Below are 25,623 nucleotides of genomic sequence, written 5' to 3' on the forward strand. Positions count from 1 at the left end.
AGTTGGTGTTTGACGATTTGTTTCAGGAGGAGATTACGTTGACGGAGGTGGTGTGTGATAGTCAGGCGGCTTTCTTTAAGCAATTTGCCGAGATATTAACGCGTGAAGGCTATGTGGCACCGTCTTTTGAAACAGCGATTATAGAAAGAGAACGTGTTTTTCCGACTGGGCTAGAGATGAATGGCATCACCATTGCGATTCCACATACGGACACGATGCATGTGAAGCGCCCGTTTGTGGCAGTGAGCAAGCTAGCGAAACCGCTTTCGTTCGTTCAGATGGGGACAACGGATAAATGGGTGGACGCGGAAATGATTTTTATTTTAGGAATTAAAGATGCGGCAGGACAAGTGCCTCTTTTGGCGACGATGATGGAGAAGTTTGCCGATGAGATGTTTGTTGAGACGCTAAGACAACAAGAACAACCGCAAGAACTAGTAACTTTTTTGAAAAAACAATTTGGAAGGGTGACGAAATGATGAAAAAAGTAATCGTAGCATGTGGATCTGGAGTAGCAACAAGCCAAACGGTAGCTTCTAAGGTAGACCGAATTTTGAAAGAACGTGGTGTAAAAGTGAATGTTGAGGCTGTGGATATCAAGTCGTTAGAACAGCATATTCGGACAAGTGACGCGTATGTGGCCATTACGAAACCAAACAAGGAGTACGATATTCCAACGTTTAATGGCATTGCGTTTTTGACAGGCATGGGGATGGACGAGGAGACAGAGAAGCTGATTAAAGCGCTACAATAAAAATATAAGGAACAGGGAGTTGTGACAAAATGGGATCATTGCAATCGGTTGTTGAATTTATATTGAACTTAGGTGCGGCTGTTTTTGTACCGGCTTTGATGATTATTATTGGTTTAATTGTGCGAATGAAAGTGAAGGATGCGGTTAGCGCGGGGATTATTCTTGGGGTCGCTTTCCTTGGGATGAATGTCGTGATTGGCTTTATGATTGAGGCGTTAACTCCGGCTGCGCAAGGCTTGGCAGAACGAACGGGGATTCAGTTAACGATTCTAGATGGCGGCTGGACTTCGATGGCGACGCTTGCTTGGGCTTGGCCGCTTGCGTTCTTGATGTTCCCGCTACAGCTTGGAATTAACGCGGTGATGCTCGCCTTTAATGCAACGAAGACGCTGAACGTGGATTTATGGAACGTTTGGGGCAAAATTTTGACGGCGGTTCTGATTGTCGGTGTGACGCATAATGTGTATTTGGCGTTTATCGTGGCGGCAGTGCAGGTCGTTGTGGAACTGATTTTGTGTGATGCGAACCAGCGCCAAATTCAGGAGCTAAACGGTATTCCAGGTGTGACGGTGTCGCATAGTATGATGATTTTCTGTGTGGTGTTGATGCCGATTGACTGGCTGCTTAAGAAAATTCCAGCGTTACGGAAAAACATGGACGCCAACGCATTGAAGGACAAAATCGGTATTTTTGCGGAGAATCACGTGATGGGATTCATCGTCGGATTGCTACTTGGGATTGCAGCGGGATACGATGTTGCGAAATCATTGATGCTCGCGATGCAGGCTGCGGCTGCGCTGACGCTATTTCCGATGGTTGCTAAGTTGTTCATGCAAGCGTTGTCGCCGTTATCAGACGGTATTTCCGAGTTTATGAAAAAACGTTTTAAGAATCGAGAGTTGTTTATTGGACTAGATTGGCCGATTTTAGCAGGATGTAGTGAAGTTTGGGTCGCGATTGTCGTGATGGTACCTGTGACGCTCATTTTTGCACTTATTTTACCAGGAAACGGCGTGTTACCTTTTGCGGGAATTTTAAATATTTCTCTTTGTGCGCCGGCGCTTGTTGTGACGGGCGGGAACTTGTTGCGAATGATTATTTTAGGCGTGATTACAACACCAGTATTCTTATACGTCGCCACGTTTTTCGCAGGGACAATTACGGATTTGGCCAACTCAACCAAAGCAATTTCTTTAAAAACTGGTCAGGAAATTACATGGAGCACGATTGAATATCCTGTTTTCCGCTATATCATGGCGGAGGCGAGCCGCTTCTCGATTGCGGGACTGCTCATGCTCGCGGGTTGGATTGTACTTCTTGTTTTCTACGTGAAAGCGATGCGCAAACGTACGGCTGAATTGGAGCAACTAGGATGATTTATACGATTACGCTAAATCCTGCAATCGACCAGTTATTGTTTGTAAAAGAAGATGTGCAAAAACGGAAAACGAATCGGATTGTAAAAACGTCATGGGATTGCGGCGGGAAAGGCCTTCATGTTTCTGGCGTTCTCAGCCAATTCGGCGTCCCGAACGAAGCGCTCGGTTTCATCGGTTCGCAAAACAAAGAACAGCTATACCGGATTCTTGCCGAAAAGCGGATTTCGCATGATTTTCTGATGGAAGATGGTGTGGCGACACGGACTAGTTTTGTCATTATTAGTGAGACGTCGAGTGGTAGTATTATGATGCCGGAAGCCGGTTTTCACGTGAGCATGGCGAATAAACAAGCGATGCTGGCGCAGATCAGGGAGAAGGTGACGCCAAATGATATGGTGGTCATCGCGGGTTCGCCACCGCCGGGCTTTACGCTGGCAGATTTCGAGGTGTTGCTGAAGACTTTACAGCACACGGGATGCTTCGTTGGTTGTGATGTGTCGGGAGACTTTTTGCAATTAGCCGCCAAGCGTGGTGTTGATTTTATCAAGCCAAATGAGGATGAGATTAAGGCATTGCTCGCAGATGAGACGGCAGATTTGGAAGTGGCTATTAGGCGACTTGCCAAGCAAATTCGCTATCTAGTCGTTTCACTCGGAAAGGACGGGTCCTACTGCGCGCATGACGGCAAACTGTATCGCATCACTGCCCCACAAGTCGCAGAAAAAAGCGATACCGGAGCTGGTGATTGTTTTGTCGGAGCTTTTATCGCAGGTCTCGCCAAGCAATTGCCACTAAGTGAAGTTTTGAAAAGAGCCACAGGATGCTCTGCTAGCAAAGTGATGCACGCCGATAGTTCGACGTTTAGCCTAGTAGAAGCAGAAATTTTGCAAGAACAAGTAGAAATAAAGGAGATGTCAATAGATGTTATATGAAAAAGAACGTGCCGATTTAGCAAAAATAGTAAAGGTTATGTTTGACCGCTTCGAAACGAATGCAGCAGGAGGAAACGTGTCGGTTCGCATGAATGAAGAACACATTATTATGACGCCAACGTTGATGAGTCAGGCGCGCCTATGTGATTTGTCACCGTACGAAATTCTTGTTGTCGATAATAATAATGAAGTAGTGGAAGGCGACGGACGGGTAACGCGTGAAATCAACCTACACCGCGCTTGCTACACAGAAAATCCAAACGTTGGCTGTGTGCTTCACGCGCATCCGAAAGAATCGATGCTATTTGCAACACTCGGCATGGAACTGCCAAACCTAACCGAAGCAACGCAAAAACTAGGCGTTATCCCAACGCTTGACTTTGCGCCCGCGACAAGTCCAGAATTAGCCGAAATTGTTCGCGCACATGTGATTGAACTCGGCGACAAAGCCGTTCCAAGTGCAAGCCTACTCAACAAACATGGCATCGTAGTCCTTGACACAAGCTTACACAAAGCATACGACTTGCTGGAACGAATCGAATACAACGCCTACATCGCAGAAAAAGCACTCGTTTTCGATGCCCTCAATATTCAAAAAATCGAACATGACAAAGCGCTACATTACAATTTAGAGGAGTAGATTCCAATGGATAAATGGCTTTTTAATCTAAGCATTTTCATTAGCGCGGCATTATTGGTTGTGGGTTCTTTGCAAAGCCAGTTTCTACTAACAGGTCTTGCTCTCGTATTCGCCATAATGGCCCAACATTTCTATCGCAAGAAATATCCGAAACGCAACCGGAGTTTCAAAGAATTACTAGAAGAACGCGAAGCATTAAAACAAAAATAAATTCCGAAGTCGTAGAAGCAATAATTGTTTCTGCGGCTTTTTGCTTTAACATTTCTTTAGGAAATCTTTCTCTCTTTTACGTGACTCAAATCTTTTTCCCCTACAGAATCTGTGCTATAATGGCAAGTATAAGCATTTTCTTTAGCTTAATTATGTAAAGCAGTAACTAAAAATGTAGACTTGCTTTTTGAAATTGGAGGCGAATATATGTCCTTTCCAGATGGATCAATTTTTCATTATTTATCGAATGTAATTGACATTTTGGTAGTATGGTTTGTTATTTATAAATTAATTATGTTAATCCGTGGCACGAAAGCGGTGCAGCTTTTAAAAGGTATTTTTATCATTATCATTGTCAAATTACTAAGTATTTTCCTGAACCTCCAAACAGTGGGCTGGATTACCGATCAAATATTGACGTGGGGATTTTTAGCTATTATTATTATTTTCCAACCCGAATTACGTCGTGCGCTAGAAACGCTTGGGCGCGGTAGTTTCATCTCGAAAGCTGGTTCTAAACGTGAGAAAGAGCAAAGGTTCTTGATTGATTCGATTGAGAAGTCAGTGAGCTACATGGGCAAACGCCGTATTGGTGCGCTAATATCGATTGAGCGTGGCACTGGGCTTGACGATTATATCGAGACTGGGATTTCGCTAGATGCGGATATTTCATCCCAACTGCTTATCAATATTTTCATTCCGAACACACCACTTCACGATGGTGCAGTGATTATTAAGAACAATAAAATCGCAGCGGCGGCAGGTTATTTGCCACTATCAGATAGTCCGTTCCTTTCGAAAGAACTTGGAACAAGACATCGCGCGGCACTAGGAATTAGTGAAGTTACCGATTCATTAACAGTCGTTGTTTCCGAAGAGACAGGCGGCATTTCAATAACGAAAGGCGGAGAACTATTCCGCGAAGTAACACCAGAACGCCTACATGAAATTTTGGAGAAAGAACTAGTTGTACCAGCTCAAAAGAAACCCTCAGTCTTTGCAAAATGGAAAGGGGGTCGTAAGGAATGATGGATCGCATTTTATCAAATAAATGGTCTGTCCGCATCATCTCACTTATTTTCGCGGCTGTCCTATTCACTTATATCACATCATCAAGCGACAAAACGCTTAGCATGGGAGAAAGCGGCACTTACGTAGATGTTATCAATAATGTCCCCGTAGAAGTCTACTATGACAAAGACAAGATGACCGTTTCAGGCGCCCCAGATACCGTAGACGTTACCGTAACAGGTTCCAAAGGCCTCGTGCAACTTGCCAAATCACAGTCAAACCTAGTAGCCTATATCGATTTGAAAAAAGCCAAAGCAGGAACACAAAACGCCAAAATCCAGATCAAAGGCCTCTCAGATCGCTTGAAAGCAACGATCAACCCAGCAACAGCAAAAGTAACCATCGCAGAAAAAGTAACGAAGAAATATACTGTTGATGTCGAGCTCAATAAATCAGTCATTGCCGACGGTTACCAAGCAGGAACCGCCAAAGTTAAACCGAAAAAAGTATCGATTACAGGTTCCCAAGAAGTGCTGAATCAAATTGCGTACGTCAAAGCAACAGTCTCAGATGAGAAAGACCAGAAGAGCGACTTCGACACAACAGCGACAGTCAGCGCCTTTGATGCGAATCTCAATAAATTGGACGTAGAAATAGATCCTGGCCAAGTCGATGTGAGCGTACCAGTTTCCAAAATAGGAAAAACAGTACCACTACGCTTCCAACAAAGCGGCAATCCGGCTGACAAAACCGTCACCATCTCAAGCCTTACATCCGATGACACCAAAGTTACCGTCATTGCACCAGAAAGCGTGACCGACAGCATTGAACAGATCACCATTCCAATTGACGTGACCCAAATAACTGGCGACAAAACCGTAGAAGTCAAAGTCCCAGTTCCAACAGGCGCAACATCCGTGAACCCAACATCTGTCAAAGTGAACATAAAAACCACAAAAAAGCAGAATGACCAGAGTTCAAACAACGATGCTAACAAGAGCTCTGGTCAAACACCGGAAGCACCAGCAACGACAACACCAGATACAGACACCACAACACCTCCAGCAAACAATGATAAGGACGAAAACAGTGATGACAATTCCGACACCGAAGACAAACAAGTATCCACCGAGTTTCGAGATGTACCAATTACGATTACTGGACTAAACAACTCAGAATCATTCAATACAACATTCATTGATCCGGTAAGCGGGAAAGTCAATATCACCATTAACGGTACACAAAAAGAAATCGACACAGTAGAGCGCAGCGATTTTAATATCGTAGCCAATCTAAGCAATTTGCAAGAAGGCATCCACACAGTGCCACTTGCCGTTCACGGTTTAGCAGCTAATTTTACATTTACACTGACACAATCAAAAGCAGAAATCCAAATCGTGAAAAAGGTTGCAGACGCTTCAAATCAAGACCTCAGCTAAACAAAGCCCGATGATTTTCCTAGACAACTAGCCTTTTCATCGGGCATTTACATAAGATTACGTGTAAATTACGTGAAAAAAAGGTATAATAGAAAGATACACAAGGAAAAAGCAATGACATAAGAAGGTTGGCCATTACCATGTAACCGTACGCAAATGAAAACAAAGCCAACCCTGCAATGAAAGAAGGAGCGAATTATAAAATGGGAAAATATTTTGGTACTGATGGTGTTAGAGGAGTCGCAAATAAAGAATTATCTCCAGAACTAGCTTTTCGTTTAGGCAGATTTGGAGGTTATATACTAACAAAACACGTTGGTGAACACCCAAAAGTTTTAGTTGCTAGAGATACACGAATCTCCGGTGAAATGTTAGAATCAGCGTTAATCGCAGGTCTTGTTTCAGTAGGAATCGAAGTGATGCGTTTAGGCGTTATCTCCACACCAGGAGTGGCTTACCTAACGAAAGCACAAGGCGCAGCAGCAAGCGTCATGATTTCTGCTTCACATAATCCAGTAGAAGACAATGGTATCAAATTCTTCGGTTCAGACGGCTTTAAACTTTCCGATGACCAAGAATTAGAAATCGAAGCACTTCTTGACGGTGGCGCAGACGAATTACCACGTCCAAGCGACGAAGGTCTTGGAACAGTCAGCGACTATTTCGAAGGCAAACAGAAATACCTACAATATCTAAAACAAACAGTAGATAATGGCTTCACTGGCTTACACGTAGCACTTGATTGCGCAAACGGAGCCACTTCATCACTTGCAACACATTTATTTGCCGACTTAGATGCCGATACAAGTTCAATGGGCGCATCTCCGAACGGTTTAAATATCAATGCAGGCGTAGGTTCTACACACCCAGAGAAACTGGCTGAATTTGTGAAAGAGAAGAATGCCGATGTCGGTTTAGCATTTGATGGCGACGGCGACCGTGTCATTGCAGTAGATGAGAATGGCGAAATCGTAGATGGCGACAAAATCATGTTCATCTGCGCGAAACACCTAAAAGCACAAGGACGCTTAACAAACGACACACTCGTATCCACAGTGATGAGTAACCTAGGCTTCTACAAAGGTCTTGAAGAACTAGGCATTAAAGCCATCCAAACAGCAGTAGGTGACCGTTACGTCGTAGAAGCAATGCGCGAAGGCTCATACAGCCTCGGCGGCGAGCAATCCGGTCACATCGTATTCCTAGACCATATCACGACTGGTGATGGCCTGCTAACAGGTATCCAACTAGTCAATGTCATGAAAGAAACAGGGAAGAAACTATCCGAACTAGCAGCAGAAATGCAAACCTTCCCCCAAAAATTAGTAAATATTCGCGTTACCGATAAAAACGGCGTTACCGAAAATGCCAAAGTTCACGCAGCTATCTCAGCAGTAGAAGCAGAAATGAACGGCAATGGTCGCGTCTTGGTTCGCCCATCAGGAACAGAACCACTTGTTCGCGTCATGGTAGAAGCCGCTTCAGCAGAAGACACAGAACGTTTCTGCGACAGCATCGCCAAAGTCGTAGTCGACGAAATGGGCTTATAAAAAACAAATAAAAACGAGCAATTTTTCTCACTGCTCGTTTTTATTTTGCAAAAAGAGGGGGCATTAGAAATCAAGAAATACAAAGTCATCTTACTCACCATCGTCGCTTTAGCCCTATTCATCGTCGGCGTCCAACTCATTGTAGACATCCATGCCAAAAATCTAGCCGACACGAAAGCAGAAGCAAACCAACAAGCATTGCGTGAAATCACCAACATCCAAATGAAGCAAATCCTATCCGACAAGAAAACCGGCTACGTATATGTCGGCCGTCCAAGTTGCCCAGATTGCGATCCATTCCAAAAGAAATTACGCAACGCCCTAAAAGAAACCGATCGTCAAGGCTACTATTACAACACCGACGCCGCCCGCAAAGCCGACAAGAACTACACAGAAATCATCAAACAAATGAACGTCCGCGTAGTCCCGACCTTGATTTACTTCACAAGAGGCCTTGAGACAGACCGCTACAAAGGCGACTTAGACGACACCACTCAAATAAAAGAATGGCTACAAAAACAAAAATAGAGAACAAAGCATCGATTTTTCGAAAATCGAACACTTTGTTCTCTATTTTTTATTATGGGCGAGGCGTACGATGTATCTCTAACTGCTCGCGTAGTTTTAAAATATCAAGAATCACAGTTGGCTTAGGCTTCAATCGAATAATCCCTTGCTCACGTAACTTCTGTAATTCCACATTAGCCCGCGTTCTTGGCACTTGCGACACTAAAGCCAAATGATTTTGCGTAATTCCACGTGGGAAACTAATGCCATCATCCGTTTTAATACCTACCGTGTTCGCAATATAAAGTAATGCCGAAATCAAACGACGACGCGGATCATGATGCGCAATCTCAACCAGGGCATTACGCTCATGCATTTGCGTATATCCATCAAAATACAAGAACCAGAAACCATCCGAATCTGACTGAAAAAGGCGAAGAATATCATTTCGGTTATAAATTCTGATTTTTGTATCTCGTAAAGCTGTCACATTAAACTGAAAAGGAGAGTCTAAAAGAAAATTCGCACTACCAAACCAAGAATTACTGTTTAAAAAGCGCGTAATGACTTGCAACTTATCAGAATTTGTCACACTAAAAGAGACAAGTCCAGAATCCACAATATAAAAATGTGCGTCAATCTTTCCTTCCTCAACAATGAGTTCATTTTTCTTGTAGCTAGCTGTTTTATACGGGATGTCTAACTCAGTAATTTTCTCGATTAATTTCTCACCATTAAAATTCTTTACTAAATCGGCAACATACATATTTTTATTCCCCTTCTCTTTAACGATTGGTCTTACCTCTATTATAAAGATGTTTCAGAATAAAAAAAAGTCATATAGTATACTTTCAACAAGAAAAATAGGTGCAATATGTTACAGATTAATGAAAATGTTAAAAAAACACACTACATATGGAAATATATTCTTTGTTCGTTAAAAGCGTATCTCAAAAATGAAAGTCCTTTATTCATGCAGGTTTAATGATAAAATGATCTGATCTTGCGCTTGAATCCCGTCTTCCCATATCGGTTGAGCATAATTTTCGACGAAATAATTAGGCACAATTTTAGTGATTTTGAAGCCATTCTTTTTGTAAAAAGTAAGAGCTTGAATACTTGAATTAGCCGTTTTAACTAATAATGTGTCTTTGTGTAACTTTTTTACGTGCTTAATTGCACAATTTATTAAGTTTGTACCGTACCTAGCACCCTGATACGTTGGAGATATGGCGATGTTCATGATTTCAGCTGTTTTCCCCTGACTTTGTATACAAACAACTCCGACAATGTCTTTCTCTACTTTTAGTAAAAATACATCAGACTGGAAGAAATAGCGATCAATCATATCCTTGTCTGGGTCCGCCAAAAATAAAAGCGCATAAGGAATCGCATCATTTTCCGTCCATTGCACAATTTGCATAAAATCACCTCCAAATCCATGTTAGCAATTATACCGAATGAATACAATGAATACGTCGTTTAAAAACATAATTACCCCTAATAACTGAAATTCCCGCCATTAATTCACAAGATTTTCATAAAACACCGCTACACATATGGGAATTCTTTCATCATGATAAAAAAATCTGCCGTAAAATAGAATAAAGAGGAGCAAAACAATCTAAAAGTGGAATAAACTAATAGAATTGGAGTTATTCAATGAATCGGCGACTAATATGGATTGATAATTTAAAAGCTTACGGGGTGATCCTTGTTATCATCGGCCATTCTATCGTGCAGCCAATAACGTATGAATATTCGGCGCTATTGATGAAACTGATTTACTCTTTTCATATGCCTTTGTTCTTTTTTATCTCGGGTTTTTTATTTTCTAGTAAAGCAAGAGGAAATTACTTCAGCAGGAAATGGAAGTCATTATTGCTTCCTTACTTTATTTTTCAAATTATTTCTGTGCTTTTCATCAATGCCTTCTACTATGTGACAACTGGGCAATTAGAACGCGACCCAATCAGCGCGATACTAAGCATTTTTTATTTAAATGGCAATGTAGGCTGGAACGCACCACTATGGTTTTTAATTGTTTTGGCAATCATGGATATATTATTTTATTTCTTTAATAAACTCAAAAAGCATGGCTGGCTACAGTTTTTCCTTGTTGTTGTGAGTTGTATTATTGGCTGGCAATTAAGTCAAACTGGGATTAAATATCCGCTCGGCTTACAGATTGTATTTTCCTGCTTTATTTTTTACTATTTAGGAAATCTCACGAAGAAGTACCGAATAATGAAACGACTGTCTAGGCATCTAGGCGTTTATTTTTCCATTGTGATTGCTTCGGGTGCTTTCCTAGTTGCCAGCATGCTTTGGCTTAATGGAACGCGATTTGTCAGCTTGTATGATAATTATTTCGGCACCAGTTACGCATTGTTCCTAGTGACAGCACTCTGCGGAATTTTATTCTCATTTCTAATTTTCCAAATGATTTATGGACTAAACATATTAACAGTGCTCGGCAGACAATCCATTCTTCTACTAGGAACACAATATTTTTTATTACTAACATTTGATAAAATCGGACACATACTCGGAATCTATTCCGGCACCGCCTTTTATTTATATGTAAAAGTATCACTCGTCTTGCTCACCTACCTCATAGCATTATACGCATGGCAGAAAAGAAAATCAGTTTTGTTACAGCCTCGGCTATATTTCAAATAAAAAACTTGTCCGTGTCACCAAACCTCAGCGTGTCGACAAATGTCTAGCTCCTAGGCAAGGACTAACCCTTCACTTCGTTCACGCTTATATTGGAACTGTAACTCGTTACACGTCGAACAGTTCCAACAAAGCGGAGCGTACTAGAGTACGTTGACTGAAAACAGGGAGAGAGTCGTATCCTCGACCATGTGAGAAGTTATGCGTAGCGCAGCGTAGAAGAGCATCGGAACGGAGCTTTTAACGACGAAAATGGGCGTTTGTCGACACGCTGAGCCTTCTTGAGAAAGGGGTTTTTTTTATTTGGGTGATTCTATGTTAAAATAAACTCGAGGTGAAACAAACAATGGCAATGAAAGACCAAATCGAAACCGAAGTAAATCAATACTTAGCAGACAATAACATGAGCACGAGTTTCCAACGTTTATTATATGCGGGGCCATCGATGCGAACCCGGCACAATCTCGTTCTTGTTTTCACGGAAGTAGGGCTTATCACGTTCTCATTTTCTATCGTCAGCAAATCTGAAACGCAAATGTTCTTCTTACCAAAAGAGAAAATCCGAGCCATTCGTCTTGATAAAAAACGTTTTGTTCACAAACTTTCGATGGAAGCTGAAAATGAAGAAGGAGACGTTGAGCGTGCCCAATATTTCGTAAGTAAAAGGGTATTTGGGAGAGCTTGGCATAAGGAAACTTTGCAATTTCTTTTTGATAAAAACATTTTTTCGTCGTTGAAAAACTGATTTTCTGGTAGAATAGACAAAAGGGTATTTTTTATGGAGGTAACTACTATGGAACTAACTTGGTCACTCTACGATTTACAGAAAAGAGAAATGGTAAGCACTTTTCCGACGATGGAAGATATTTCAATGAGCGAACGTATCATGGAGCAGTTGCAAGAGAACGCTGATTCACGCTGGCAAATGGAACTTTTTCCGTTTGGGCTGGAGATTACGGAGGATTATATTCATTTTAATATTATTCTGGCTAATTTCTTGGATGTGCAGGTGCAGCAAATTGTGTTTACATTTAATATCACAGTTGGCGGCAGATCGCTTGGTACGGCTTATTTCGATGCGGGAAAAGATGATATCGGCATGATTGAGCCGGAAGCAGGGATTATTCAACGTTTTACATTTGATAACCCAGGATTTCGCACGGGAACAACGGATGACTATGTTTTCAATGCAACGTATCGCTATGTCTATAAAGAAGAGACGCGCTGGCGGTTGTCGGAGCTTGAGTACATTGTAGACGGCAAGAAAATGCATCCGCTATAAAACAAAAATACAGCTCCAAATGGAGAAAAGAATGAGGAGTTGTACAATGAAAAAACAAGTAAGTGGCTTTATTATGTTATTTTTAGGCGCGACAATGTTGCCGAATTTGGGCAGTTTTTTATACACATGGGCGCAAGATGGCTCGGAATTTAAGCAGAGTTGGATATTGTGGCTAACAATTATTTTGACGGTGCTTTTAGTGGCTTTCGGGGTATTACGATTAGTTGGAAAATCAATTCTTATCGTTGATTTGGTTATTTTGCTAGGCTTTGCTGTTTTTCAAGGTTGGATGTTATGGCAAAATCAGTTGGCGCCTTGGATTGATTCGGGCAAACTCGATGTATTGGACTATTCACGAATCGTAACGTTTATCGTTGCATTGGCAGGCATTGTGTCTCTTTTTGTTAAAAAACAAGAGGCGGCGGTTGTCGCGAATACAGAAGACTGGCAAAAGAAATGGCGCTGGGCAGGTGTATTTTTTGCATTGTTAGGGCTTGGAACGGCGATTACGCTTGCTGTCATCGTTTTATCAGGCAAAGAATTCTTCCTGACAACAACGTTTGACGCTTACTTAGGGATTGGCATTGCGTTCTTCTTCTTGCTCGCCATCATCTTTGGCTTCAAACGCCCAAATGCTTTCATCACTGCACCATTACTCGGTTTATCATTCAATTTCCTGACCGAATATTTATGGCTCGACCAAATCCTTCGAAAAATCGGCACGCAAATCGGTTCGCAGTTAGGGCAAGACGAAACAACAATCGTCGCATTGAAACTCATCATTGGAACGCTAGGCATTTTTGCTAGTCTATTTTTAATTATCGCTACACAAAAAAAGAAATTCGAGTCCTGAAATAAGGTCGAATTTCTTTTTTTACCATTTTTTCCGTAATAACAAGACAATGGCTGCGATGATAAGGATTCCGCCGATAATAATTGTCCAAACTGGGAACGTATCACCGGTGCTTGGCAGTGCGTTCATATCTACCGCATTAACCACACGCAATGAACCGAATTTCCAAAAAACAGCCCATGCAACAAAAAGCACTGTAAATCCAAGAAGTATTTTCTGAAAAAATTTCATTATGTATCCTCCCTTTTTTCATCATTCTAAATAGTCCTTAAAATCCCCGCGACGCAAGGGACGAACCTCTCTTATTCATTATCAAGGATAATAACTTTTTTGTCAACAGGTATACCAATTTTGTGATTGGTATTGTATATGGGGCTTGACGAACTATACAACTATGATGTATGATAATTTTGTTTCCTAGAAAAAAAGTGTGGAAGGAGGATAGTGACAACTAAATAGAAGCGCCAGAACTAAGTATTGCTTAGTTGACGAGGAAGGGATTAATCGAAAATTCGGCGGGAGTCCCTCGGTTGTACATGCAATCGTAATGCCTTTGCTACAAACCATTAGGGTGACCTAGTGAACAGAGTGGAAAGGAACATGTTTTTAACCCCCATGGAAACGTAAAAAGGAAATACAGGCAACGGGATAGTCTGTCCTTTTTCAAGAAAATAGAGGGCTTGTACAGTAGAAGTCTGCCCTCATAACCAATGGAGGATGTATATTTATGTGTGGAATTGTAGGATTTATTGGAACGAAGAATGCGAAAGAAGTTTTATTAAATGGATTAGAGAAGTTAGAATATCGTGGCTATGACTCAGCCGGGATTGCCCTTAAGTCTCAGGATAGCGTACTTGTCGCTAAAGAAAAGGGTCGGATTGCCGACTTACGCGAAGAAGTACCAGCTGATGCTTTTGGAGAAATTGGTATTGGACATACACGTTGGGCGACGCATGGTAAGCCAAGTCACGCCAACGCGCATCCACATCAAAGCAAATCAGGTCGTTACACGATTGTTCATAACGGCGTCATTGAGAACTATTCCTTACTAACAGATGAGTATTTGGCGGATGTAGGTTTTGCTAGCGATACAGACACTGAAGTTATTGTTTTGCTTATCGAATTATTTGCGAGTCAAGGCCTAACAACAAAACAAGCCTTCACAAAAACGCTAAGCCTGCTTCACGGTTCTTATGCGATCTGTCTGATTGATAACCAAGACAACGAAACGCTCTACGCAGCGAAAAATAAAAGTCCACTTCTTATCGGAACTGGTAAAGATTTCAATGTTATTGCTAGTGACGCGATGGCTGTTATTCGCGAAACAAACCAGTTCATCGAAATCATGGACGAAGAAATCGTTATCGTAAAACGCGACGGTGTAACGATCGAAACACTAGATGGCGAAGAAGTAACACGTGAAGCTTACACAGCGACACTAGACGCATCAGACATCGAGAAGGGCACATACCCTCACTACATGTTAAAAGAAACGGACGAGCAACCAGCCGTTATCCGTAAAATTATTCAAGCGTATCAAAACGAAGAAGGCGAAATCACCGTTGACGGAACCATTGTTAACGAAGTATTGGCCTCCGATCGCATCCATATCGTTGCATGCGGTACAAGCTATCACGCTGGCCTTGTCGGTAAGAACCTTATCGAAAAATTAGCCCAGATTCCAGTAGAAGTTCATGTTTCCAGCGAATTTGGCTACAACATGCCACTTCTTTCTGAAAAACCGTTGTTCATCTTCATTACGCAAAGTGGTGAAACAGCAGATAGCCGCCAAGTTTTGGTGAAAGTAAAAGAAATGGGCTACCGCTCATTAACTATCACAAACGTACCAGGTTCAACGCTTGATCGCGAAGCAGACCATACGATGCATTTGCACGCAGGTCCAGAAATCGCCGTAGCATCAACAAAAGCCTATACTGCTCAAATTGCTGCCCTATCTATCTTAGCGACCGTTGTAGGCCGTGCTAAGGGCTTAGAAACAGCAAAACAATTCGACTTAGCTGTAGAACTAGGTATCGTCGCTAATGCGATGGAGACGCTTGTAGATAGCAAAGAAATCATCGAACACATTGCTGGCGAATATTTAGCAACAACACGCAACGCTTTCTTCCTTGGCCGTCATATCGATTATTTCGTAGCGATGGAAGCAGCGCTAAAACTAAAAGAAATTTCCTACATCCAAGCAGAAGGTTTTGCAAGTGGGGAATTGAAACACGGAACGATTGCACTGATTGAAGAAGGTACACCAGTTCTAGCTTTGATTACGCAAGAGAGCATCAATTGGAATATCCGCGGTAACGTCAAAGAAGTACTAGCCCGTGGCGCCAATGCCTGCATTCTAGCGATGGAAGGCGTGAACCAACCAGGAGATCAGTTCGTGATTCCGAAAGTGCATGAGCTACTAACACCGCTTGCCAGTGTCGTGCCATGCCAATTACTAGCGTATTACGCAGCACTTCACCGCGGTTGCGATGTCGACAAACCACGTAACTTAGCGAAAAGTGTGACAGTAGAATAAAAAATAAGGATGTAGAGATTGTATCTAAGTACAACTTCTACATCCTTATTTTATTTATCTTCTTCCTTTTTGGGAGGGAGAGCTTTTTTGATGTAATACTGTTTTGGCGTTTTGTGATAGGTTGGTTTCGTTTTGTCCTTCATGAAGGCATCGATTTCTTTGTCGATGGCTACCCAACCGCGCCAAGATAAGTGAATTGTATCTTCTAAGAAGTAAGGCGTGTCGCTATAACGAGACATATCGTAATAATGGAAGCCTTGTTTCTTCACTTGTTCACCCGATTTATCATAGTAAAGCTGTAACTTCTCTCTAGATGCACCGATGTAATCATACCAAGCCCCATTGACAGGGGGATTAATGAATAACACATCAGCCCCAACGGATTTAAAAGCATCCATGACAAGCTGCAAATCATCATATTCTGGCGATTCATCATAACTTAAGTTTGTACGACTATTTTGTAATTGATTAATCGTCGGCTCGATTTTCTTCTTATAATAAGAATCTTTAATGAAAAATGGATTGTCGCCAACTTTTGATTCACCATATTCTGCTGCCAAGTTGTCTAATTCTGTGTAGTTCAACGTTTCTGGCAAATCTTTTTGCTGTTTATCTACTTTGTCTTGGCGCGAGCCTTCAATCACTTTCGATTCCAAATCATCTTTTCTTTGTAAAACTTTCATCTCGGCCTCAGCAGCAAGTTTTGTAAACATGCTGACATCCGTTTTAGGACCAGGAGACGCGATGTTTTCTAGTAATGTCGCTAATGTCGTATTGTTTTGCACGACTTTATAACTTAGCAAACGTTTGGCTGCGTAGCGCCTTTCAGGTGTTGGTGGCTCATCAGTCATGGCGAATTTGTAAGCTTGCAGAGGTGAGAAGTTCCCACCGAAATGCCCGTCATCAACACCAGCTGGTTGGAACCATTGCGGTGATAGGACGAAAACGACTTTCTTGCCTTTTAACTCATTGCCCATCGCTTTAATATCTAAGTAATGCGATAATGATTGCGTTCCAGGGCGACCAATCAGAAATGGCGTATAGCCACGCTTATATTTCTCTGCAAAAACATTCGGATGAAACGGATCCACACGAGAAAGTTCCGATGACCCGAAAATAGGTAAGTACGTTTTGTCTGTCGTCAACATTTTTTGTTGAATGGCAACACCTTGAACGACAGTTGGACTCATAGAAGTAGCGCTTTTTTTGACTGTGCCGTTTGAAACACCGCCAAAAAGGCTGCTTGGGCCAAAGAGGATGAATAAGAACACAGCCCCTGCAATAAGCAAAGGCCCAAATGTCATCCAAAGTTTCTTTTTCATTTTAATGCCTCAAGTTGTGCAATGATTTGTTCTGGAGTTGCCCAGTCATCGCGATCAAATTCAGATACAGGCACTGTAATGCCTAAGCGTGATTCTACTTCTATTAATAATTGCACGGTTGCCATCGAATCTAAAAGTCCTTCATCAAATAGTTGAACAGAAGTGTTTTCCACAACTTCCTCAGATTCTGTAATCTCTTCTAAAATTTCTAATACCTCGTCACGAAATGCCATTTTTATTTACCACCTTATCATATTATTTAAAAACTAATTTTGTCTAGAATACCTGAGAAAATCAGGAAGCCAAAGCAGACGAATTGGAATGTAATAAAGATACCAATCACGTTTGTGACTTTATTTTTAGGATAAAATTTCTTTTTCTTATTCCAACGTTCAAACAGGTCAAATCCGACGATGAGTGTCGCTTGATAAATCCCATAAACGATGTAATACCAATGAAGTCCGTGCCACATTCCCATAATAATGAAATTCACAAAATAGGCAATGTAAGCAACTGTAAACTTGCTTTTGAAAAACTTCTTCTTTGTCATCCAGAAAACCAGACGCATAAAGATGAAATCGCGGAACCAGAAAGACAATGTCATGTGCCAACGATTCCAGAACTCTTTAATATTACGGCTTGCGAATGGCTTGTTAAAGTTCATCGGCGTCTGCACACCCATCAAATAACTAACCCCAACCGCAAAAGCACTATAGCCCGCAAAGTCAAAGAATAAATACATGCTGTATGCATACATATAACCAACCAGACTCCAGCCAAATTGCACATGATGTTCTAAATTATACGTAAGCCCAGTAATCACGTTATTTTGAACGAGATAAGCAATGATGAATTTATATAGAAACCCTAGGAAAATCAGGAAAATACCACGATTCAGTAAGGTTGCATATTTGTCAGGATCAAGCGGTGTGTCTGTATCTTTTTTAAAGCGACGGAAGCGATCGATTGGGCCCGAAGAAAGCGTTGGGAAAAATAGCAAGAAATTAATGAAATCCCAAGAATTCAACTCTTTAATGAGGCCATCACGCGTTTCCATAATCATTTGTGTTGCTTTAAAAGTTAAGTACGAAATACCGAGAAAGCCAAGCATTGTCGTGTGTTCAGCCAGTAACGGTTGAACTTTGACGATAAATAACGGAAGAATAGAAAGAATAACGGCAAGTACGAAAATACCTCCATGGTTATGCTTCTGCCGATAATTAAAGTACAGTCTTACAAGCGCTAACTGCCAAAATACGAAAACAATGAGGGCAATCGCTTGGACTGGACTGCTGGCAAACATCATGTAAATAAAGACTAGCGTTACAAAAGCATTGTAAACAGGTAATCTTTTACCGAGTAAACCAGCAATCACAATCGGTATTAAAAAGGCGAACAATACTGCAAAATAGAGTATTGATCCGTATGGCGTTGTCATGTGTTCACCTCACTGGAAAGCTGCTTGCGGTCAATTTTGCCATTCATCGTTAGTGGGAATTCCGTTTTGTATACCCATTTGCGTGGAATCATGTAGCTTGGCATCGATTCTGCTAACTCTTTTTTGATAGCGGCACTTAGTTTGTACTCTTTTTCAAAATCATGGTCAGAAGGAACGACGAAGGCTACTAAACTATCAACTTTTCCTTCGCGTGTCTTTGGAACGACAATGCAAGAGCGGATGTAGCTTACTTCTTTCAAGTTATTCTCAATATCTTCAAGCTCGATTCGGTAACCGTGGAGTTTGATTTGGAAATCGAGTCTTCCTTGGAAGAACAGCATTCCGTCGATGATAACACCGCAATCTCCGGTTTTGTAAGCTTGGAATAAGTCATCGGCGTAAAACACAGCCGTTGTTTTTTCAGGTTCATTCAGATAGCCTTTAGAAACACTAGGTCCGATTAAAACGATCTCGCCTTTCTCGCCCTCAGGAAGGAGCAGGCCATCTTCGTCCATAATCGCAAGCTTCGTGTCAGGCTTAATGCGGCCGAGTGGCAAGCTTGGATACGTATCAATGTTCGTTTCGTCAATTACAACGTTCGTCACGGCAACCGTTGCCTCAGTAGGGCCATACGTATTATAAACCGTCGCATTCGGAAACCTCGTCGTAAGCGCACGAGCCGTTTCTTTCGTCAAAACTTCACCACAGAACAAGAAATGCGTAATGCTCGGGTTTGTCTCGCCATTAAAGTTCGCATCCATCAAGCAAATGTCCACAAAAGAGGGCGTTGAGACCCAAACATTAATACCAAGTGTCGGGATTGTTTCATACAAACTCTTTAAGTTCGCACTCACCGTCTTATCCAGCGGCACAAGCGTTCCACCAGCAAGTAAACAAGGATAAAGATCCATTACCGATAAATCAAACGAATATGGCGCTTGGTTCAAGAAACGCGCGCCTTCATGAATCCCGAAATCTTGCAAGATCCAATTCGTAAAGCTGACTAAGTTATTATGACTAATCTGCACACCTTTTGGCACGCCGGTACTTCCAGATGTGAAAATAATGTAGTAATTCTGATCTGCTGTCACACATTGGGAGGGCGCGGGTTCATGTCCGCGATAGTTATTAATCACAGCCTGCAGTTCTTCTGGCGCTAGAACACCCACACCAGCTGTCATGGCGTCTTCTTCAAGCACTTCTGTGCAAAGAATCAGCTCTGGCTGCGCAACTTCTGTAATCTGCTTAATCCGATCTGCCGGCATGGAAAGATCAATTGGCACATACGCACGACCAGCTTTAGAACACGCTACGAAGGCAACGATTTGCTGTGCTTGCATGTGACCATAAACTAAAACAGGGGCATCACTCTTTAATTCCTTCATTAAAAAAGTGGCTAATGCGTCCGATTGCTCTTTCAATTCTTTGTAAGATAGTTGTTCACCTTGGTAGTCATAGCAGGAGTTATTCGGTGTCTTGGCTGCCCATTCATCAATCCGTTCATTGATAGAAGTTGTAAAAAAAGATACACTCATTCATAATCGCCTCTTCTCTTTCTAAAATTCGTTGTAAATAAAGGTCGTGTCATTCGGATTCTTAAAGCCGTAAAACCATAGTAATCCGAGTAGAATCATTAAGTAAAATAATGTTTTCCAAATAAAGATCGCTGTTGGATGAAACATCGCTGCTTTTAATTTTTTCATGTCGGGCATCACCTCTTATATTTCTTTCGTGTTACAAATATTAAGAACAAGTTTCTTGTATTTATATAATGTAACGCATTTGCGATAAAAAGTCCAATTACATTTTTGTAAGGTTATGTAAGGGAAGCGAGAATGGACGAAGAATTTCACTTTTTCGGTATAATTTTTGTGGAAAAAAACATATTTTTGCATCGATCTGTGCGACAAAACAATATTTTGAGGGTGGGAAGGAACAATTTATGTTGTGCTCAAGTATTTTAGGCGGGAAAATATGAACTTTTTGTGAATTTTTTTTATGAGGCAAAAATCGTTAAAAAAGCGCGAAAACCGGCTATTTTGGAAATAAAAGGGTGAATTGTGTCGGAGTGTGACGTGGATTGGAAGGGAAATGAGGAAGTTGCTAGGCGAATCGTTGAAAGTTCTATATAATAGAGAGAGTATGATATTTCTTGAGGGGAGCGGGGATAGATGAATAGTAAGCAAATTGCTGGAGAAAAAGCATGTGAGTTTATTGAAGATGGGATGGTTGTAGGGTTAGGAACTGGTTCTACGGCGTATTACATGATTCAGAAATTGGGTGATCGTGTTGCAGAGGGGCTACAAGTTACTGGTGTTGTCACTTCGAAAGCTACAGAGAAATTAGCGAAAGAACGCAATATTCCGTTGATGGACTTAAATGATGTTGGCGAAATCGATCTAACCATTGATGGCGCGGATGAAGTAGATGGGTCGTATCGCGGAATTAAAGGCGGAGGCGGCGCATTATTATTCGAAAAACTAGTGGCTCATGCTTCCAAGAAAAGTATTTGGGTTGTTGGGGAAGACAAGGTCGTTGAAACATTGGGTGCTTTTCCTTTGCCGGTTGAAGTCGTGCCATTTGGTTATAAACAAGTGGAGCGCCAGCTAGAAGAACGTGGCTACAATCCAGAACTGCGTCATTTCGAAGATGGCAGCATTTATTTAACGGATAGCCAAAACTATATTTTAGATTTACATATACAAGCGATTGAAAATCCGGAAGAGTTGAACGATTGGTTGAATAACTTGCCAGGTGTTGTGGAAAATGGCTTATTCTTAAATTATGCTTCTTCTATTGTTATCGGCTATTCTGACGGACATGCCGAGGTTCGGGAAAAATAAAAAATGAGGTTCCAAGCGTTGTGCTCGGAGCCTCATTTATTGATTAGCTTAATTTTTTTTGCATATTTTTGTGTTCGATGCCTGCGTCTAGGAAAATATCAGAACATACTTCGTAGCCTAATTTTTCGTAGAAGGGGATCGCTGTTGTTTGGGCGCCTAGTTTTAGAAGGGATACGTTTTGTGTGATCGCTTCTTTTTCGATGGCTTCCATGATGCGACGGCCGCTGCCTTTTTTACGGGCAATTTTGCGGGCGCAGATGCGTTCTACTTTGCCATATTCGGGTAAGACGCGGAACCTGCCTGTCGCTAGTGCTGTGCCATATTCATCGTAATCGACGAACATGATTGTGGAATCTAGTTTGTCGAATTCGTCCCATTCTAAATCTGGTGCTACTTTTTGTTCGACGACGAAGACTTCATTGCGAATGTCAAACGCGTCTTGTTTGCCTTTTTTATCGGTGACTTGTTGTACGGTCATACTTTCTTATTCCTCCTTAAACACTCATGTTCTCTGTTGCAAACTGCTCTTTATCTAGCATGAATTGCAATGCTTCTTTGACAAATGGTTGCCAGTATTTCCAACGATGTCCGCCTTCAAATTCCTGGAAATAATAATCAAATCCACGGTTTTGAAAGAGCTCGTGAAGTTCTAAATTCGGTTCTAAAAAGTTGGCGACTTTATTATCTGTCGTCTCGACTTCGGTTTCGCCATTACCAACGACATGAAAAATTTTCGTTAGCGCTGGGTCTGCTTTCTCGGCTAGTTCCATTAACGCGTCTGTCACAAGCGGCGAATGCAAAATGACATTACCAAACGCGTGTGGGTATTTCAGCGCGGCTTTCAAAGAAACGCTAGCGCCAAGGGAATCGCCCATTAAGAAACGGCTTGCGCCCATATGATATGTCGGGAAGTTGTCCTCGATATAAGGCACTAATTCATGCGCCAAAAAGCGAATATATGCCTCGTTTTGCGGGCCATCTGGATGATATTTCTCACGCCGATCTTCCACGGTTTTATAAGGGATACCTACAAAAATGGCTTCCTGAATGGTTTTGTCATCCACCAGTTCGTCAGCGAAGCGCGCCAGTTTGCCAAATTGGAAATAATCCTTGCCGTCTTGCACTAAGAAAAACGGATATTTCGAAAGGGGCGAAAACGTTGGTGGTAAATAAATTAATAAGTCCAATTCCTCATTTAAAACATTACTCCAGATTTTCTTCTCCAACATTTTTGCTTCTGTCATTTTTATAATCCCCCTTCTTTGATTATTATTATCTAAATTTTTAGACAATATCTTGTAAATAAACCAATTCGCGTTAATTTCAAGTAACGTATTAACATTCTAACATAAAATGATAGGAAATGGGGCAAGTTTTGCTTAAATAATCAGTTTTTTTTTTGAAAGGCGGTATGTCTTTTTCAAAATGCGGAGAAATTATGATATAATGGACAAATCAAATAATAGAAGAAAAAGGTGGGAATCGCATGAGCAGTAAGGATATTGATTGGAGCACACTAGGTTTTGAATATATTAAAACCGATTTGCGTTATGTGTCTATTTGGGAAAATGGCAAGTGGGATGAAGGGACGTTAACGGAAGATAATGTCGTTCATATCGCAGAGGGCTCAACGGCGATTCACTATGGTCAACAATGTTTTGAAGGATTGAAAGCGTATCGTTGTAAGGATGGTTCGATTAATTTATTCCGTCCGGATCAAAACGCGAAACGAATGAAGGCAAGTTGTGACCGTTTATTGATGCCTGAATTCCCAGAAGATCGCTTTATCGATGCGTGTAAACAAGTGGTTGCGGCGAACGAAGCCTATATGCCGCCATATGGTTCTGGTGGAACGATGTATTTGCGTCCGTATTTGATTGGTATTGGCGATAATCTTGGTGTCCGCACCGCGCCAAAATTTATGTTCTCCGTATTTTGTTGTCCGGTTGGGCCATATTTCAAAGGTGGCTTGACGCCAACGAATTTCGTTATTTCGGAATATGACCGCGCGGCACCAAATGGTACTGGTGCGTCAAAAGTCGGCGGGAACTACGCGGCCAGTCTTTATCCAGGTAAAATTGCGAAAGACCGCGAGTTTAGCGATTGTATTTATTTAGATCCTGCGACGCATACAAAGATAGAAGAAGTTGGTGCGGCGAATTTCTTTGGTATTACGAAGGATGACCGTTTTGTAACGCCACTTTCACCGTCGATTTTGCCTAGTATTACGAAATATTCGCTACTTTATTTGGCGGAGCATCGTCTTGGTTTGAAGGCAGAAGAGAGCGATGTGTATATTGATAAATTGGATGAATTTAAAGAGGCTGGGGCTTGTGGTACGGCGGCTGTTATTTCTCCAATTGGCGGTATTCAAAACGGCGACGACTTCCACGTGTTTTATAGTGAGAGCGAAGTTGGACCGGTGACAAAACAATTGTATGACGAACTTTGCGGCATTCAATTCGGTGATAAAGAAGCACCAGAAGGCTGGATTTACAAAGTAAAATAAAAAAGGAATTCCGAACATAACCCAAATAAATCGGCGACAAGCGCCCGCATTCAGGGAATTTGGCGGACTTCCAGTTCTCACATACACAAGTATGCTCCGCTTCCGGCTTCCACCAAATCCCCTGAATACAAACGCTTTCGCTCGATTTGTGTATAGCAGAAAACACGTCTTACCCGAAAAAAGGGGCCCGTGGTTTTCTGCTTATTTTGTATGTTGTTGTAGTTAATTTCCTGAAATATGTTTCTTCGGTAAAATAAAATGAATCGCGTAACTTAGTAAACAGCAGGCGAACATGGCCCAGAAAACGATGTGGAGGCCGCTGTATAGGACGTCGCGTAATGGTTCAACTAACGAGGCGTCAACGTTTGCGGACGTCTGTGGGCTGATGAGTTGATTTAAGTTGTGACGGTCCACACCAGTTGCGGCGTTTTTGAATTGGCTGGCTAGAACGGAGTTGAAAATGGTTCCGAATACAGCAACACCAATGGTTTGGCCAACGGTTCTAAAAAGTGTATTGGAAGCCGTCGCGATTCCAGTTTGTTCTTTTGGCACGGCGTCTTGTACGGTTACCGTCGTTGTTGTGAAAATGATACCGAATCCAAAGCCCATCAAGGCGCTGTCGAGATAAAAGTACAAATCAGGCGTCGTGCTCGGGAACAAGGCCAAAAACAAGCCGCTGACCGTCGCGATAATAACACCGATTCCAACAGTATGGCGGTTTCCGATAGACATTAACAAGCGCCCGCCGATAAACGAACCGATTATCCAGCTCACCGAAAGTGGTGCAATCATCAGGCCGGCAATCATTGCGCCATGCCCCATCATGCCCTGCGCCCACATCGGAATGTACACATTAATCCCAATCAAGAAGGCGCTCACCAAGAAACCAATCAAGTTCCCGATTAACACGACCGGATTTTTAAATAAGACGAACGGCATAATCGGGTCTTGTGCGCGTTTTTCGGCGAAATAAAAGCCGACGAATAAGGCAATCGAGCCAATAAGTAATACGACTACAAGTGGTTCCAGCCAGTTTAGCGTTTCACCAGCACGTTGTAGCGCAAATAGTAAACCGAGTAAGGCGACGGTGAACAACGTCGTCCCTAAGTAATCAATGGGCAGCTTGACTCGCACGATATGTTCCTTCAAGTACATCGAAATCAGCACAATCGTAAGGATGCCAACAGGTACATTAATAAAGAAAATCCAGTGCCACGATAATTGATCCACTAAAAAACCACCGAGTAGCGGTCCGAAAACCCCAGCAATTCCCCAAGCAGAACCCATGAATCCAAGCACTTTTGCCCGTTTTTCAAAAGGATAGACATCGGCGATAATCGTCATCGTTGTTGGCAAAATTCCGCCGGCCCCGATACCTTGCAGCGCTCTAAAAATAATTAACTGCTCCATCGTTTGTGCGAAACCGCAAAGCGAAGAACCGATGATAAAAATAACGGTTGCGATGATAAATATTTTTTTGCGTCCGAACAAATCGGATAATTTTCCGTAAATTGGGACAGTAACGGCAGAAGTAAGTAAATAGATAGAGAAAATCCAGTTCATCAGCTCGATTCCGTTCAGCGAACTAACGATTGTTGGCATGGCCGTGCTGACGATGGTTCCTTCGATGGCTGCCATGAAAGTTGCAACGAAAACCGCGATGGTAACTGCTGTTCTCTTTGTATTTGTTTGTTCCATTTTGATAAAAACTCCTTTCACATACCAAACCGATTATAACA

At 41.9% G+C, this 25,623-nt stretch carries 28 protein-coding genes; 17 read left to right on the forward strand and 11 right to left on the reverse strand.

What is annotated here, in order from left to right; genetic code table 11:
• Positions 1-2: 2 nt before the first annotated feature.
• The 10 genes from EP57_RS00705 (at position 3) to EP57_RS16275 (ending at position 8,443) form a co-directional block, all read left to right on the forward strand.
• Entirely contained in the window at positions 3-479 is a 477-nt protein-coding gene (locus EP57_RS00705; RefSeq protein ID WP_036083232.1) for a PTS sugar transporter subunit IIA, read from the forward strand.
• Positions 479-754, forward strand: coding sequence for a PTS sugar transporter subunit IIB (locus EP57_RS00710; RefSeq protein WP_036083426.1), 276 nt, complete (start codon positions 479-481; stop codon positions 752-754). Before EP57_RS00705 ends, EP57_RS00710 begins: the two co-directional genes overlap by 1 nt.
• A gap of 29 nt (positions 755-783) precedes the next feature.
• The gene (locus tag EP57_RS00715) at positions 784-2,130 is read left to right on the forward strand and encodes a PTS galactitol transporter subunit IIC (protein WP_036083234.1); all 1,347 of its coding nucleotides are present in this window, start codon (positions 784-786) and stop codon (positions 2,128-2,130) included.
• The gene (locus tag EP57_RS00720) at positions 2,127-3,065 is read left to right on the forward strand and encodes a 1-phosphofructokinase family hexose kinase (protein ID WP_036083235.1); all 939 of its coding nucleotides are present in this window, start codon (positions 2,127-2,129) and stop codon (positions 3,063-3,065) included. The genes EP57_RS00715 and EP57_RS00720 overlap by 4 nt, the downstream gene beginning before the upstream one ends.
• Positions 3,055-3,705, forward strand: coding sequence for a class II aldolase/adducin family protein (locus EP57_RS00725; RefSeq protein WP_036083236.1), 651 nt, complete (start codon positions 3,055-3,057; stop codon positions 3,703-3,705). Before EP57_RS00720 ends, EP57_RS00725 begins: the two co-directional genes overlap by 11 nt.
• Before the next feature lie 6 nt (positions 3,706-3,711).
• Complete coding sequence (locus tag EP57_RS00730; RefSeq protein WP_036083237.1) at positions 3,712-3,915, forward strand: hypothetical protein; 204 nt, start codon at positions 3,712-3,714, stop codon at positions 3,913-3,915.
• Between the two features lie 207 nt (positions 3,916-4,122).
• Positions 4,123-4,944, forward strand: coding sequence for a diadenylate cyclase CdaA (cdaA, locus tag EP57_RS00735; RefSeq protein WP_036083238.1), 822 nt, complete (start codon positions 4,123-4,125; stop codon positions 4,942-4,944).
• The gene (locus EP57_RS00740; protein WP_036083240.1) at positions 4,941-6,365 is read left to right on the forward strand and encodes a CdaR family protein; all 1,425 of its coding nucleotides are present in this window, start codon (positions 4,941-4,943) and stop codon (positions 6,363-6,365) included. Before cdaA ends, EP57_RS00740 begins: the two co-directional genes overlap by 4 nt.
• Before the next feature lie 203 nt (positions 6,366-6,568).
• The gene (gene glmM / locus EP57_RS00745; RefSeq protein ID WP_036083242.1) at positions 6,569-7,915 is read left to right on the forward strand and encodes a phosphoglucosamine mutase; all 1,347 of its coding nucleotides are present in this window, start codon (positions 6,569-6,571) and stop codon (positions 7,913-7,915) included.
• Positions 7,916-7,960: 45 nt separating this feature from the next.
• Positions 7,961-8,443 carry a thioredoxin family protein gene (locus EP57_RS16275; RefSeq protein ID WP_052167456.1) on the forward strand — a complete coding sequence of 161 codons (483 nt, stop codon included), beginning with the start codon at positions 7,961-7,963 and terminating at the stop codon, positions 8,441-8,443.
• A 52-nt stretch (positions 8,444-8,495) separates the two neighbouring features.
• Here EP57_RS16275 and EP57_RS00755 read toward each other — a convergent pair whose 3' ends face one another.
• Both EP57_RS00755 and EP57_RS00760 read right to left on the reverse strand, forming a co-directional pair.
• A complete protein-coding gene (locus EP57_RS00755) occupies positions 8,496-9,188 on the reverse strand; it encodes a Crp/Fnr family transcriptional regulator (protein ID WP_036083244.1) in 693 nt (230 codons plus the stop codon).
• Between the two features lie 201 nt (positions 9,189-9,389).
• Positions 9,390-9,845: a GNAT family N-acetyltransferase gene (locus tag EP57_RS00760; protein WP_036083246.1), complete on the reverse strand. Its 456-nt coding sequence runs from the start codon at positions 9,843-9,845 to the stop codon at positions 9,390-9,392.
• 239 nt (positions 9,846-10,084) lie between these two features.
• Here EP57_RS00760 and EP57_RS00765 point away from each other — a divergent pair, with 239 nt between their 5' ends.
• The 4 genes from EP57_RS00765 to EP57_RS00780 all read left to right on the forward strand — a co-directional run bounded on the left by EP57_RS00765 (position 10,085) and on the right by EP57_RS00780 (position 13,236).
• Positions 10,085-11,104, forward strand: a complete 1,020-nt coding sequence (locus tag EP57_RS00765; protein WP_052167457.1) for an acyltransferase family protein — start codon at positions 10,085-10,087, stop codon at positions 11,102-11,104.
• 343 nt (positions 11,105-11,447) lie between these two features.
• Positions 11,448-11,846 carry a hypothetical protein gene (locus tag EP57_RS00770; protein WP_036083248.1) on the forward strand — a complete coding sequence of 133 codons (399 nt, stop codon included), beginning with the start codon at positions 11,448-11,450 and terminating at the stop codon, positions 11,844-11,846.
• A 48-nt stretch (positions 11,847-11,894) separates the two neighbouring features.
• Positions 11,895-12,383: a hypothetical protein gene (locus EP57_RS00775; protein WP_036083250.1), complete on the forward strand. Its 489-nt coding sequence runs from the start codon at positions 11,895-11,897 to the stop codon at positions 12,381-12,383.
• 46 nt (positions 12,384-12,429) lie between these two features.
• A complete protein-coding gene (locus EP57_RS00780) occupies positions 12,430-13,236 on the forward strand; it encodes a hypothetical protein (protein WP_036083252.1) in 807 nt (268 codons plus the stop codon).
• 21 nt (positions 13,237-13,257) lie between these two features.
• Here EP57_RS00780 and EP57_RS00785 read toward each other — a convergent pair whose 3' ends face one another.
• Complete coding sequence (locus tag EP57_RS00785; RefSeq protein WP_036083254.1) at positions 13,258-13,467, reverse strand: LPXTG cell wall anchor domain-containing protein; 210 nt, start codon at positions 13,465-13,467, stop codon at positions 13,258-13,260.
• A 496-nt stretch (positions 13,468-13,963) separates the two neighbouring features.
• Between EP57_RS00785 and glmS the strand changes: the two genes are divergently transcribed.
• Entirely contained in the window at positions 13,964-15,772 is a 1,809-nt protein-coding gene (gene glmS, locus EP57_RS00790; protein WP_036083256.1) for a glutamine--fructose-6-phosphate transaminase (isomerizing), read from the forward strand.
• Positions 15,773-15,822: 50 nt separating this feature from the next.
• On the opposite strand, the gene dltD is transcribed toward glmS, so the two are convergent.
• The 5 genes from dltD to EP57_RS00815 are packed head-to-tail and all read right to left on the reverse strand — an operon-like array spanning position 15,823 to position 20,235.
• A complete protein-coding gene (dltD, locus tag EP57_RS00795) occupies positions 15,823-17,094 on the reverse strand; it encodes a D-alanyl-lipoteichoic acid biosynthesis protein DltD (protein ID WP_036083257.1) in 1,272 nt (423 codons plus the stop codon).
• A complete protein-coding gene (dltC, locus tag EP57_RS00800) occupies positions 17,091-17,327 on the reverse strand; it encodes a D-alanine--poly(phosphoribitol) ligase subunit DltC (RefSeq protein WP_036083260.1) in 237 nt (78 codons plus the stop codon). The genes dltD and dltC overlap by 4 nt, the downstream gene beginning before the upstream one ends.
• Positions 17,328-17,353: 26 nt before the next feature.
• Entirely contained in the window at positions 17,354-18,532 is a 1,179-nt protein-coding gene (gene dltB, locus EP57_RS00805; RefSeq protein WP_036083263.1) for a D-alanyl-lipoteichoic acid biosynthesis protein DltB, read from the reverse strand.
• The gene (gene dltA / locus EP57_RS00810; RefSeq protein WP_036083265.1) at positions 18,529-20,067 is read right to left on the reverse strand and encodes a D-alanine--poly(phosphoribitol) ligase subunit DltA; all 1,539 of its coding nucleotides are present in this window, start codon (positions 20,065-20,067) and stop codon (positions 18,529-18,531) included. Before dltA ends, dltB begins: the two co-directional genes overlap by 4 nt.
• A 21-nt stretch (positions 20,068-20,088) precedes the next feature.
• Positions 20,089-20,235: a teichoic acid D-Ala incorporation-associated protein DltX gene (locus tag EP57_RS00815; protein ID WP_036083267.1), complete on the reverse strand. Its 147-nt coding sequence runs from the start codon at positions 20,233-20,235 to the stop codon at positions 20,089-20,091.
• Between the two features lie 468 nt (positions 20,236-20,703).
• On the opposite strand from EP57_RS00815, the gene rpiA reads away from it, so the two are divergent.
• The gene (gene rpiA / locus EP57_RS00820) at positions 20,704-21,375 is read left to right on the forward strand and encodes a ribose-5-phosphate isomerase RpiA (RefSeq protein WP_036083270.1); all 672 of its coding nucleotides are present in this window, start codon (positions 20,704-20,706) and stop codon (positions 21,373-21,375) included.
• A 43-nt stretch (positions 21,376-21,418) separates the two neighbouring features.
• Here the strand turns inward: rpiA and EP57_RS00825 are convergent, their stop codons facing one another.
• On the reverse strand, positions 21,419-21,853 hold the full coding sequence (locus EP57_RS00825; RefSeq protein WP_036083272.1) for a GNAT family N-acetyltransferase: 435 nt from the start codon (positions 21,851-21,853) through the stop codon (positions 21,419-21,421).
• A gap of 16 nt (positions 21,854-21,869) precedes the next feature.
• Positions 21,870-22,619 carry an alpha/beta hydrolase gene (locus EP57_RS00830; RefSeq protein ID WP_036083274.1) on the reverse strand — a complete coding sequence of 250 codons (750 nt, stop codon included), beginning with the start codon at positions 22,617-22,619 and terminating at the stop codon, positions 21,870-21,872.
• Positions 22,620-22,861: 242 nt separating this feature from the next.
• Between EP57_RS00830 and EP57_RS00835 the strand changes: the two genes are divergently transcribed.
• Positions 22,862-23,884: a branched-chain amino acid aminotransferase gene (locus tag EP57_RS00835; protein WP_036083276.1), complete on the forward strand. Its 1,023-nt coding sequence runs from the start codon at positions 22,862-22,864 to the stop codon at positions 23,882-23,884.
• Between the two features lie 222 nt (positions 23,885-24,106).
• Here the strand turns inward: EP57_RS00835 and EP57_RS00840 are convergent, their stop codons facing one another.
• Positions 24,107-25,582 (reverse strand): LM6179_1298 family efflux MFS transporter, encoded by a 1,476-nt coding sequence (locus tag EP57_RS00840; protein WP_036083277.1) that lies wholly within the window; start codon positions 25,580-25,582, stop codon positions 24,107-24,109.
• Positions 25,583-25,623: the final 41 nt, after the last annotated feature.

This window comes from Listeria booriae (genome assembly GCF_000766865.1).
Lineage (GTDB): Bacteria > Bacillota > Bacilli > Lactobacillales > Listeriaceae > Listeria_A > Listeria_A booriae.